We start from the raw sequence: 12,830 nt of genomic DNA on the forward strand, positions 1-12,830 counted from the left end.
GCGGCCCGTTGATCGTGGGCTCACGAGGGCGCACCGGGCGCCTTCGGTGCGACCTTCGGGTCGTGCCCGCTGATGAGAGGAAGGCGGAGTATGTACAAGTTGGTCGAGAGAGCGGGGTCGAAGCTCCTGGGACTGTTCGTCCCGGAGGTCGAAGCGTCCGCCGCCGCCTGCGGCTGGAAGTACTTCAGTTCCTGCTGGCAGTGCGGCTACGGGGCGTGCGACGCGTACTGCTGCGACGGGTCGGGTTGCTCGACGATCCTCTGCTACTGAGCCGCGTGCCGTAGGGCTCGCCCGTGGCAGCCCAGGGTCCGGTCGGCGCCCGGCAGGGGCCGGAGGCTGCCCGGGTACCACCTTGGTATCCGGGCGGACCGGCACCGCGGTCGGGGTCGCCCGGGCCCGCTGCGTTGCGCCGCCCGATTCAGGTGACAGGGGCCGGGGCACCGCCGGGCGGCGACCCGGTGCCAATCTTCCACTAAGGATGTGCGATGCCTTACCTGGCGATAGGAATCCGCTGCCTGATCGGAGTTGTGTTCCTCGGCTCGATCGTCGGCAAGCTGACCGGGAGGGACGCCTTCGAGGCGTTCGTGGCGTCGACGGCGCGGATATCGGCGTTGCCCGACCGTTTCGTCAGGCCGCTGGCGCTCGGGGTGGTGGGCGCCGAGGCGGCGGTGTGCGTGCTGGTCACCGTGCCGTCGCCCGCCGCCGTGCTCGGGCTCGTGCTCGCGGCGGGGCTGCTGGTGGCGTTCGCCGTCGGCGTCCTTGCGGCGATCGTACGGGGCGAACGCACCCCGTGCCGGTGCTTCGGGGCCTCAACCCTGCCACTGGGCCCGTCACACGTCGTCCGGAACATCGCGCTTGCGCTGGTCGCCGTCCTTGGCGCGACGATCGGGACAGCCGCCACGCCCGCGCAACTGCCCGGCGGCGTGCTCGCCGCACTCAGCGCCGTGGTCCTCGGCGGAGTGCTCACCCGGCTGGACGACATCGTCGGACTCTTCCGTTCCCCTGCCCAGGAGGCCGCGGACGTCGCCCGTGGTCTCATCCTCAGTCATTCCAGGAGCCGACATGCCCTTCCTGATCGCAGCACTGGTCATCACCGGTCTGCTCTGCGTACTGAACCTGATTCTCACCCTCGGGGTGATCAAACGACTGCGTGAGCACACCGAACTTCTCTCCACCATCGCCCAGGGGCCACCGGCCATCGAGGTGGGCCAGGTGGTCGGCGAGTTCGAGACCACCACCGTCGACCATGAGGCGTTGACCCGCGACGCACTGACCGGCGATACGCTCGTGGCCTTCTTCTCGCCCACCTGTGGGCCGTGCAAGGAGAAGCTGCCGAAGTTCGTCGAGCACGTACGCGCGCTGCCGGGACGCGACCGCTCGCTGGCCGTCGTGGTCGGCGACCGTGACCAGGCACAGGCGTTCGTCGCGGATCTGCGGCCGGTGACCCGGGTGGTCGTCGAGGCCGGCGACGGTGCGCTGAGTTCGGCCTTCCGTGCCCGCGCCTACCCGACCCTGCTGCGGGTGGGTCGCGACGACGCCGGACGGCTCGTCGTCACCGCCAACAAGGTGGAGGTGGACCAGCCAGCCACGTTGGCGGTCCGGTGAATCCCCGGCGGTCGGCGGCCCGATCCCGAGGGCTGGTGGTGCGGGCGTTGGGCGCCGGCGCGCTCACGGGCAGGGCGGCTCCCGGCAAGCTCGGACTGTACGCGGCCATCACCCTCGTCGGCGGCGCGCTACCGGTGGCGACCGCCTGGCTCACCAAACTGGTGTTGGACAACCTGATCGGCGGCGCCGCGCTCGCGACGCTGGTCGCGCTCGGCAGCGGTCTCGCTGCGGCCGGTGTCCTGGTCAGCGTCCTTCCCCAGGTCGGACAGTACCTGCGGGCCGAGTTGGACCGCGCCGCCGGGATGCTGGCACACGATCGGCTCTTCCGTGCCGTGAACGGGTTCGTTGGGCTGGGGCGGTTCGAGGATCCGCCCTTCCTGGACCGGCTGCGTCTGGCACAGCAGGCCGGCGGCACGAGTCCGAACCAGGCCGTCGACGGCCTCCTCGGGATGGCGCGTGCCGCCATCACCATCACCGGCTTCCTGGCCTCCCTGTTCCTGCTCAGCCCGGTGATGACCACGCTGGTACTGCTGGCCGGCATCCCGGCGCTGATCGGCGAGCTGGCACTCGCCCAGCGACGGGCACGGATGCTCTTGGAGATCGTGCCGGCCGAACGTCGCGAGTTCTTCTACCGCAGCCTGCTGTCCACTGTAGAGGCGGCAAAGGAGGTGCGGCTGTTCGGCGCGGGTACGTTCCTACGGGAGCGGATGTTGGCGGATCGCCGCACCGCCTACACCGCCACCCGTGCCGTGGATCGGCGCACGGTGCTGGTCCAGGCCGGGCTCGGGCTGATGGCGGCCGCCGTTGCCGGCGCGGGAGTGTTGTGGGCGATCCGTGCCGCCCGGCAGGGGCAGTTGTCGATCGGGGATATCGCGATCTTCATCGCGGCGGTGGCCGGCGTGCAGAGCGCGCTCGTCACCGTCGCCCGGGAGATGGCCCGTACGCACCAGGCCCTGCTGATGTTCGACCACTACCTCGCGGTGACCACGGCGGGGCCGGAGTTGCCGCTGGCGAACGCACCACGACCGCTGCCGCCGCTGCGGTCCGGGATCGAGGTGCGCGATCTGTGGTTCCGTTACTCCGAGGACCAGCCCTGGGTACTGCGCGGGATCAATCTGTGGATCCCGCACGGGAAGGCGCTGGCGTTGATCGGGCTCAACGGCACGGGCAAGTCGACGCTGGTCAAGCTGCTGTGCCGGTTCTACGACCCGACCCGGGGTGCGATCCTGTGGGACGGCTCGGACATCCGCCACGCCGACGTGGCCGAGCTGCGGCGGCGGGTCGGCGCGGTCTTCCAGGACTACATGCACTACGACCTGTCCGCCCGGGAGAACATCACCCTCGGCGACCCGGAAACCGGCGCGGACGAGTCTCGGATCCGGGCCGCGGCGCAGCGGGCGGGTATCCATGGCAGGCTGGCCGCGCTGCCGGACGGGTACGACACACTGCTCTCCCGGATGTTCGCCACCGAACCCGGCCAGACCCCAGCGGGGAGCGGGACGCTGCTCTCCGAGGGCCAGTGGCAGCGGCTGGCCCTGGCCCGGGCACTGCTCCGCGACCAGCGCGACCTGCTGATCCTCGACGAACCCTCGGCCGGGCTGGATGCCGAGGCGGAGCACGAGATCCACACCGCCCTGCGGCGGCACCGGGCGGGCCGGACCACGCTGCTCATCTCCCACCGGCTCGGTGCGGTCCGGGACGCGGACCTGATCGTGGTACTCGCCGACGGCGATGTGGTGGAGGAAGGAAATCACGACGAACTGATGGCGGTGGACGGCGAGTACGCCCGGCTGTTCCGGCTCCAGGCCGCCGGCTACCGGGACGGGGCGGACGGCTACCGGGCCGGAACGGTGAGCGCGCTGGTGCGTACCGCAGAACGTGGGCCGTGATGCCGTTCCCGGTCCGTCCCGTCGGTGCCCTGCCGGCGCTCCTACCCACCTCGGCCTGGCAGCACGGGCTGGTCTACGCGGTGCTGGTGCTTCTGTCGGTGCTGGTCGCCACCGTCCTGCTGGCCCGTCGGCTGGTCACGGTGACGGTTCGCGGGCCAAGCATGGAGCCGACCTTCCAGGACGGCGACCGGGTACTGGTACGGCGGGGGCGGGCGATGTCGGTCGGCCAGGTGGTGGTGGTGGAACGGCCGACCCCCCGTGACTGCCGTTCGGGACGGCCCTTGACCAGCAGCCGGACCCTCGCGGAATCCGGCCCACGTTGGATGATCAAACGGGTGGCGGCGGTGCCCGGCGACCGGGTGCCGCGTGGACGGGTGGCAGCCCTGGCGAACGTGTCCGAAGACCGGGTGCCACCCGGTCTCGTGGTGCTGCTCGGCGACAACCACAGGGCGAGTTTCGACTCCCGTCAGTTCGGCTACTTTCCCGCTGAGCGGATACTCGGCGCGGTGCTGGTCGCCCTGCCGCCCCATCGTCCGAAGTCCTGTCGTACCAAGGGTTCCGCGTCTGAGACCCGCCGCTGAACCGAGTGGCGAACCCGCTTGCGGGATAGCATCGGCCACAGACGCTTTTCGATCGCCGATGGGGCTGATGGAGGCTTGGTTGTGGCTGACTTGCGGGTCGCCGTGCTCGGCCCACTGTGGATACAACGGCACGGAAACCTGGTCGGAATGGGCCCCAAGCTCGCCGCGCTGTTCTCGGTCCTGCTGATCGAGGTCGACAGGATAGTGCCGGCCAGTCGACTCGTCGAACTCCTCTGGGAAGGATCCAGGCCGTACCGGGCCCGTTCCACGTTGCGCAGCCACATATCGCACCTCCGACAGGCCCTGCAGACGGAGCGCGGCGACGGTGCGATGGTGACGACCAGCGGCAGCGGCGCCAGCGTGGGCTATTCGCTCCGGATACCGCTCGACCGGATCGACTCGCACCGGTTCGAACGACTGTGCGGCGAGGGGCGGCGCCTGCTAGGCGAGGGCGACCAGGAGCAGGTCGGGCGGGCCGCGGAGTTGCTCCGGATGGCCCTGGCCCTGTGGCGCGGTCCCGCGTACGCGGACATCGCCCACCATCCGTTCGCGATACCGGAGACGTCCCGTCTCGACGCGATGCGCCGATCGGCTCGGCGGGACCTGGCCGACGCACTGTCGACACTCGGGCAGGTGGACCAGGCGATCGTGCACCTGACCGCCGCGCTCGGCGACGACCCGTACGACGAGGGCATGCGGCGCTCGCTCGCGACGGCCCTTTACGCGGAGCAACGCATCGACGAGGCGGCCGAGGTGTGCCGACAGGGCCTGGCCCTGTTGTACGAGCGCGGCATCGACGCACCAGAGCTGCAGAATCTGCAACGGGACATCCTGCGCCGGCAGGTATCGCTGGCGCCGAAGCCGCAGCAGCGCGAGCCCACAGCGGTACCACGTCTGTTGCCGCCCGAACCGCCCTACTTCGTCGGGCGGGTGGCCGAGCTCGAGTCGATCCAGCGGCGCCTCTGCGGCCCGGCCGACCCTCAGATCCTGATCGTGACCGGTCCGGCGGGGATCGGAAAGACCAGCCTCGCCGTACGGTTGGCCCACACTCTGGCCGCCGACTACCCGGACGGGCAGTTGTACGTCAACCTGCGTGGTTTCGGCCCCACCGGGCTGGCGATGCGTCCGGACGAAGCCCTGCGTCTGTTCCTCGAGGTGCTGGGCGTCTCCCCGGAACGGATGCCGGTTACCGCGGAGGCCCAGACCGCCCTCTACCGTAGCCTGGTCGCCGGCCGTCGGATGCTGGTAGTGCTCGACAACGCCCACGACGCGGCCCAGGTCCGTCCGCTACTCCCCGGCTCGACCACCTGTCCGACGCTGGTGACCAGCCGGGATCAGCTGCCGAGCCTGATCACCGCGGACGGCGCCCATCTCGTCGGCCTCAACGTCTTCACCCCGACGGCGGCCGGCCGCCTGTTGAGCCGCCGAATCGGGTCGAAAAGGATCGCGGCCGAACCGGAGGCCGTACCCGAGATCATCGCCTCCTGCGCGGGGCTTCCGTTGGCCCTGACCATCGTGTCCGCGCGAGCCGCCAGCCATCCGCACTTCTCGCTCCGTGCCCTGGCCGACGAGATCCGCGCCGCCCAGGGCGGACTCCACGCCTTCGCCAGCGGCGACGCGGCCGCCGACGCCCGGTCGGTCTTCTCCTGGTCGTACCGCCGATTGAGTGCCGGGGCGGGGCGCCTGTTCGAGTTGCTCGGACTCTGCACGACGCCGGAGATCGACGCGCCCGCCGCAGCGAGCCTGGCCGCGCTGCCGGTGGCGGAGGCCCGATCGCTCTTGGCTGAGCTGGCCCGTACCCACCTGTTGCAGGAGCGGATCCCGGGCAGGTATGCGTGTCACGACCTGCTACGGGCGTACGCCCGGGAGCTCGTGGCCGAACGGCCGGGCGACGAGGAGCACGCGGCCATGGGTCGGCTGTTCGACCACTACCTGCACACCGCCGCCGCGGCCGACCGGCTGTTGCGGACATCGCGGGAGCCGATCGCCCTGCCGACGCCACGTCCCGGACTGGCGCAGGTGTCGTTCGAGGACGAGGTCGAGGCGCTCGCCTGGTTCGCCACCGAGCATGCGGTGCTGATGGCCGTCGTCGGCCAGGCCGAGCGGGCGGGATTCGACGGCCACGTCTGGCGGATCGCGTGGACCCTGGCGAACTTCTTCGACCATCGGGGCCACTGGCACGACTGGGCCACCACGCACGAGGCGGCGGTGGTCGCGGCGCGGCGCGAGGGCGACCGGCTGGCCGAGGCCGAGGCATATCGCACCCTCGGATCGGCGTACATCCGGCTGCGCCGCTTCCAGGAGGCCGAGTCCCAGTACCGGCATGCGCTCGACCTGTTCGTGGCCGTCGACGACCGGGTTGGCCAGGCTTTCACCCACCGCAGTCTCGGCTGGCTCCACGAACAGCAGGGCAGGGTCGACGAGGCGCTCCGGTACGACCTGCGGGCACTCGGACTCTTCCGGCAGGCCGGACACCGCGCCGGGCACGCCAGCTCACTCAACTCGGTGGGCTGGTGCTACGCACTGTTGGGGGATCACAAGCATGCGATCCGTCATTGCCGGCAGGCGTTGGAACTGCTGCGGACGATGGACAACCGGGCCGGCGAGGCGGCCACCTGGGACAGCCTGGGCTATGCCCACCTCATCGCTGGCGACGGACACGCCGTCGACTCCTACGCGCGCGCGGTCGACCTGTACCGGAAAATCGGTCACCGATCCAACGAGGCGATCTCGCTCACCCATCTCGGCGACGCGCACGACAGGGCCGGAAGCCGGGCCGCCGCCCGTGTCGCATGGCAGCAGGCTCTGTCGATCCTCCAAGAGTTGGATCATCCGGAAGCCGACCAGGTACGGAGACGACTTCACCTGGCGCGACGAGGGCCCGCAACGGTTGAGTCCAAGCCCGCCGTGCCCGGGGCGGGGACGCGGTCGGCGACGTAGTAGGCGTTGGTGACGTCTTGGTGTACCGGGTCGGGTCCAGGAACACGACCCGGTACACCTCTGCTCAGGAGACTCTGGTGAGCCGGATCGCGTCGGCGATGACGTACCCGGTGCCGGCCGTCCAGCGTGACACGCCAACCACGTCGTGTGCCCCGGCGGACATCGGGTACGTCCCCAGGGTCACCCACTTGCCGCCGTTGGTCCGCTGGTTGACATGTACCGTCTGGTTGCCAGAGCTGGTCACCACGACGTATGGCGTGCGGTCGTTGTAGCCGGACGTCGCGGGGTACCAGACCTCCACCTTGTACGTCCCGTTACCCGGAAGGTCGGCCGAGTACCAGGCCGGATCGGAAATCGGTTCCGGGTTGGCGAACCCGTAGTCGGCGCCGTACCGCTGGGTCGAGTAGCTCGAAATCTGCCAGTTGGCGCTGGCCCGGAACGAGGTCGACGTGTTGTCGACAATGACCGACCAGGCGGGTGGGGTGCTGATCAGGTACTGGCTGTTCGCGACGTTCCAGTGGCTGGCCAGCCAGGTGCCGGCGGCCGGTCGCACGTTGTAGTAGTCGTCGTGATTGCAGTCGAGCTGATTCTCCGGTGCTCCCGGGCACACCTTGACCAACTGCCCCGGCGGGTTCGGTATTCCGCCGTCGTCGTAGCACATGATGTCCTCGTCGTCCCAGCAGTGGCCGTGAGCGGTGGCGTTCGGCGCCCCGGGTAGCACGGCACCGAGGGTGTGCAGCAGTTCGTGCGCGCTGGGCGCCCAACCCCAGCAGCCGGTACCCATGGTGGCCAGCTCCGGCCCTGAGTTGTACCGGTTCTCCGCACCCGGCCGGGAGTCGTTCGCCCCGGGGCCACCACCGCCGAGTCCGCACCACGAGGTGGTCTCGGCGTACGCGAGGTACTTGCGGCTCGTGCTGTTGTATCCCGCGCTCTTCAGGGCATCGAAGGTGTCTCCGAAGTCGCCGAGCGTGCCGTTCGGCACTACGACACGGGTCACCGTCGGCACGCAGGATGCGTCGTGCACCCACCGGACCCGCCGGTACCCGCCAGTGGCCTGCGCGTCGACGAAGAACGCCTCGTCGATCTGGGCTGCCCACTGCTGGAACGTGCTCTGGAACTGGGCGAGCCGATCGGTCTGGGACGTCTCCCGGACGTACAGAATCCGGACGCGTTTGCCGCTGGTGCCGTCGCCGTCACAGACCACCGCGGCCGGGGCCACCGCGGCCGGGGCCGCGGTGGTGCGTCCGGCCGGTCCCACGCCGATCCATCGGCTCAGCGGACCAGGGTCCGCCACCGGATCGTTGACACCGGACGCGTTGACCGCGGTCCCGGCGGTGGCGCCGTCGCCGGCTGGGTGCGCCACCGCGTCGCCTGTGGGGCTCGCCACCGCACCGCCGGCAGTGACCAACCCGGCCACCAGCGCCATCAGCGCTCTGCGTTTCATGCCACCACTGTCCCTTCGTTTCCCATCGACATCTACCTTGATCCAGCCGACGCCCCGGCCCACCATATATGTCGATATTCCGTTATGCACTAACGAACTGAGCCTCCGGACCCACGCGGGCTTGGGCGGCCGGAGGCTCACTCCTGGATGTGAATCTGTGTGTGTGGGACACCGGCGAGGATCCCGACCGCGATCTCGTCGTTACCCGCGACGATTGCGGTCGGCGGCTCGTCGAGCGTGAGGATCTCAGCGTTCGGCCGACGGCGCGGAGGCCAGTGGCCCGCCGATCCAGGCGATCCTGCGGTGCCCCGGCCCGGCGCGGTCAAGGGTTAGCCCTCGGCGGTCCGGCGCTGGTGCCGGCGGGGGAGCCGCCTCCCGGCCTGGCGGTGATGTCGTTGCGGCAGGTTGGCTCAGGCACGCGTACGCCGGGCGCATGTGCGGAAACTGTGCGGTCCCGTAGCCATCCTGATGCTGCCCGTGCACCGACCGCCGGTCGGACGGCGCACGGCGGTGCGCGCGTGCGGAGCGGAAGGACCGTGATGACATCTCGATTCGCTGTGGCCGGCTGGTCGGCGACTCTCCTGGCGGCACTCCTGGTGAACCCGGCCGTACCGGGGGTGGCGTCCGGCGCTGCCCTGTCCCGGTCGCCGGCCGCGCCGACGGCACCTGACTCGGCGGACGGGACCGAGGCCGCCCGGGCGGCCGAGACGGCACGGCGTACCGGCGTCCCCGTCGAGATCGCCGCCGAACGCACCGAGACCGCGCGAGTCTTCGCGAACCCGTCCGGAACCCGCACGCTGGAGCAGTACCTGCTGCCGGTACGGGCGAAGCGCGACGGCAAGTGGGTGCCGATCGACACCCGGCTGGTCCGGAGCGCGGACGGCAGCGTGTCGCCGGGCGCGACCCCGGTCGGGCTTCGGCTCTCCGGCGGCGGTTCCGGTCCGCTGGTCACCGCCGAGCAGCAGGGCGCCGAGTTGGCGTTGAGCTGGCCGGCGCCGCTGCCGGAGCCGGTACTCGATGCCGACACGGCGACCTATCCCGAGGTACTGCCCGGGGTGGACCTGCAGGTCCGGGTCAGCCCGGTGGGCTTCTCGCAGGTTCTCGTCGTGAAGAACGCCGCCGCAGCGGCGAATCCGGCGCTGCGGCGCATCCGGTTCGGCACCAGTACCCGCAAGCTCGCGTTGCGCGCGGGTGAGGACGGCAGCAGCGTGGCGGTCGACGCCACCGGCCGGGCGGTCTTCGCCGCCGGACCGCCGCTGATGTGGGACAGCACGCCGGAGCCGTCCGGGCCGACCGGGATCGCGTCGGTGAATGCGGCGAACGCGGCGGAGACGGCAGATGCCGCCGAGGCGGGGCCGGCCCCGGACCGCCGGCGGGTGATGGACCTGGAAATCAAGCCCGATGAACTGGTGGTGATCCCGGACCAGCGGATGCTCGCCGCCCCGGACACCCGGTACCCGGTCTACATCGACCCCTCGTACAGCGCCGCCCAGTACCTGTGGACCCCGGTCTATAAGGGCGACGACGACACATCGTACTGGAACAGCGACCATTACCGGGAGGATGTCCGGGTCGGCACCGTGTACGGCAGCACAACTGGCCCCCCGTGGCGGAGCCTCTTCCAGATGAACATCGCCCGGGTGGCCCGGGCGAAGGTCTCCCGCGCCTGGTTCTCCATCTCCATGACGCACACCGGAACCTGCGCGGAGACGGGCGTGGAGCTGTGGCACACCAAACTGCTCGACCCCATCGCCCCGGCGAACTGGACCTGGAACAACACCAAGGGGCACTGGCTCGGTGGTGCGGCCCTGGACACCCGCGAGGGCAAGGCCAACAAGTCAGCCTGCGCCCAGCCACCGAAGCTGATGGAGTTCGGCCTCAGCCCCGACACGGTCACCCCGGTCGTGCAGGAGGCGGTCGCGGGGGCGAACGGTCCGCAGGAGGCGATCGGCTTCGGGCTGCGGATCCCGAGCGGCAAAGAGGGCAACGGGGACTGGTGGAAGCGGTTCAAGGTCTCCACCGCGCGGCTCAACATCGAGTACAACACTCCGCCGGAGATCCCGACGAGTGTTTCCACCGTGCCGCCGTCGCCCTGCGGGACGGCTGCCGCGCCCACCCCGCTGAAGACCGCTACCCCGATCTTCAGCGGGGTGGGCTTCGACCCGAACAGCGACAACGTCAGCAACGAACTGGAAATCCTCTCCGGCGAGCAGGTGCTGACCAGTCTCTCCTCCGGCACGGTCGGCTCGGGCAGCGTGGTGCGCTGGCCGCCGGTCGCCGCCGGGACGCTGCCGACCAATCAACCCGGTGCCGTTTTCAGCTATCGCGCCCGTACCGTCGACTCGGGGCTGGCCAGCGACTACAGCGAGCGCTGCTGGTTCACCGTGGACACCAGCCGGCCGAACCCGCCCACCGTGACCTCGCAGGACTATCCCGGCCCTACCCCGGTGAAGTCGGTGGGCGAGGCCGGCACGGTGACCTTCGCTCCGAGCGGTGCGGAAACGGATGTCACCGGCTACCACTACGGGTTCAGCCCGGACATCACCACCATGTGGGTGGCCGCCGGGGCGGACGGCAGAGCCACCGTACCGGTGACGCTCTGGCCGCAGTACGCGTCCGACACCGGTGACGTCCGCCGGACCCTCTACGTGCGGGCGGTGGACCGGGCCGGCAACAGTAGCGGGCTCAACTGCGACGATTACGGCTGCGGATACGAGTTGGTCGCCCGGGGCCGCGCCGTCACGGATCCGGCGATCTCCGCCGACGTGAACGGCGACCGGCGCGCCGACGTGACCACGCTGGTGGACCACGGCCACGGCCAGACCGCGGTGTGGAACCTGCTCTCCGCCCCGGGCGGATTCCACAATGGGTACGTCGCCTGGGACACCGGCATCGCCGGCGGGTTCCCGGCCGACCTGGTGCGGAGCGTTACCGGTGACTTCGACGGGAACGGCCGCACCGACGTGGCCATCTTCCGCGAGGACGCCGACCGGATGGTACGGCTGTTCCTGCTGCCCGCCGACGGCAACCGGTTCTCGGCCATCAGCGAGCCGGTCTGGAGCGGTGACACCTTCCGGCTCAGCCACCTGAAGGTGGTCGCCGGGGACTTCGACGCCGACGGCGACGACGACATCGCCGCGCTCCAGGGTCTGGCGGACAACCAGGTCAAGCTCTGGGTGTTCCGGTCCACCGGGAACGGCTTCGCCGCCCCGGCGCTGAGCTGGACCAGTCCCGTCCCCGGCCCCGGGGTCTCCGGTGCCAACCTGGTGGCGATGGACGTCGACGGGGACGGCGACGACGACGTCATGGACATGCACGACATCGGCGGCGCCCAGACGCAGATGCGAATCCACCACGCCAACGCCGGGGTGCTCAGCGGTCCGGGGTCGCGGTGGGACAGCGGGCCCGGTGGGTTCGACGCCCGTCGGGCGCGGTTCGTCGGCGGGGACGTCGACGGGGACGCCGCCGGTCGCGACGAGGTGGTCGCGCTCTACGACGACGGCAACGCCACCGCGCGGCTGGTGGTCTTCAAGGCTCGGGCCGACGTCTGGACCCCGACGACATGGTGGAGCAGCGGCGCGGGCGGGTTGGACGCCACCCGCGGAACCCTCGCCGCCGGGGACTTCGACGCGGACGGCCGGGTCGATGTCGCCTCGCTGTACGACACCGGCGCTGGCAAACGCCGCCTCTACACCTTCATCTCCAACGGCGGCGGGTTCGCCGACAAGCGAACCGACTGGGAGGGGTACGTCAGCGAGGCCAAGCCGACCGTGCAGGTGGACCCGAACCGCAGGTACCGGATCCATCCGGTGCACAGCAACAAGTGCTTCGACGTACCGGGCGGCCGGACGACGAACGACGTGCTGCTGGACCAGTGGGACTGCGTCACCACGGCCACCTGGGAGACGTTCCGCTTCGAGCGGGTCGGTGGCTCGCCGTATTACCTGATCAGGACGGACGCCGACAAGTGCCTCGACATCAGGGTGTACAGCCTGCTCGACGGCGCGCAGACCCTCCAGTACGCGTGTCATGACGGTGGTGCGGTGAAGCCCAACCAGCTGTTCCGGCTCGACCTGGTGGCGGGCGGCGGATACGAGCCCGTGGTGCAGATGCGGGTCGTACACAGCGGGAAGTGCCTGCGGGTCGACGGTGCGAGTCTCGCCAACGGGGCGCAGATCGTGCAGGGGGCCTGCGCGGCGGTACCGCCGGACAGTCAGCGGTTCGCCCTTCGCCTGGAGCCGTGACCGCGGCCCCCGTCCTGCGCGCTTTCCGTGCCACGGCAACACCGTCCTGAGCATCCACGCATCGAGGCGGGTGATCCAGCCTGCCGGCTGTACACCGAGGTGACCTGGGGAACCGGATAGGAGACGT

General features: G+C 70.4%; 8 protein-coding genes. 7 read left to right on the forward strand and 1 reads right to left on the reverse strand.

Features of this window, described 5'->3' with window-relative positions; all coding sequences use genetic code 11:
- The first annotated feature begins 99 nt into the window (after positions 1-99).
- The 6 genes from ABNF97_RS06425 (at position 100) to ABNF97_RS06450 (ending at position 7,015) form a co-directional block, all read left to right on the forward strand.
- Complete coding sequence (locus ABNF97_RS06425) at positions 100-270, forward strand: hypothetical protein (RefSeq protein ID WP_349337936.1); 171 nt, start codon at positions 100-102, stop codon at positions 268-270.
- 215 nt (positions 271-485) lie between these two features.
- Positions 486-1,154, forward strand: a complete 669-nt coding sequence (locus tag ABNF97_RS06430; RefSeq protein ID WP_349337937.1) for a MauE/DoxX family redox-associated membrane protein — start codon at positions 486-488, stop codon at positions 1,152-1,154.
- Positions 1,063-1,605, forward strand: a complete 543-nt coding sequence (locus ABNF97_RS06435) for a redoxin domain-containing protein (RefSeq protein ID WP_130465084.1) — start codon at positions 1,063-1,065, stop codon at positions 1,603-1,605. The genes ABNF97_RS06430 and ABNF97_RS06435 overlap by 92 nt, the downstream gene beginning before the upstream one ends.
- Complete coding sequence (locus tag ABNF97_RS06440; protein ID WP_349337938.1) at positions 1,602-3,494, forward strand: ABC transporter ATP-binding protein; 1,893 nt, start codon at positions 1,602-1,604, stop codon at positions 3,492-3,494. The genes ABNF97_RS06435 and ABNF97_RS06440 overlap by 4 nt, the downstream gene beginning before the upstream one ends.
- Complete coding sequence (locus ABNF97_RS06445) at positions 3,494-4,075, forward strand: S26 family signal peptidase (protein WP_130465082.1); 582 nt, start codon at positions 3,494-3,496, stop codon at positions 4,073-4,075. The genes ABNF97_RS06440 and ABNF97_RS06445 overlap by 1 nt, the downstream gene beginning before the upstream one ends.
- Positions 4,076-4,156: 81 nt before the next feature.
- Positions 4,157-7,015: an AfsR/SARP family transcriptional regulator gene (locus tag ABNF97_RS06450; protein WP_349337939.1), complete on the forward strand. Its 2,859-nt coding sequence runs from the start codon at positions 4,157-4,159 to the stop codon at positions 7,013-7,015.
- Positions 7,016-7,079: 64 nt separating this feature from the next.
- On the opposite strand, the gene ABNF97_RS06455 is transcribed toward ABNF97_RS06450, so the two are convergent.
- Entirely contained in the window at positions 7,080-8,459 is a 1,380-nt protein-coding gene (locus ABNF97_RS06455) for a golvesin C-terminal-like domain-containing protein (RefSeq protein ID WP_349337940.1), read from the reverse strand.
- 539 nt (positions 8,460-8,998) lie between these two features.
- On the opposite strand from ABNF97_RS06455, the gene ABNF97_RS06460 reads away from it, so the two are divergent.
- Positions 8,999-12,703 carry an RICIN domain-containing protein gene (locus ABNF97_RS06460; protein ID WP_349337941.1) on the forward strand — a complete coding sequence of 1,235 codons (3,705 nt, stop codon included), beginning with the start codon at positions 8,999-9,001 and terminating at the stop codon, positions 12,701-12,703.
- The last annotated feature ends 127 nt before the right edge of the window (positions 12,704-12,830 follow it).

Source organism: Plantactinospora sp. B6F1, assembly GCF_040120695.1.
Taxonomy (GTDB): Bacteria; Actinomycetota; Actinomycetes; order Mycobacteriales; family Micromonosporaceae; genus Plantactinospora.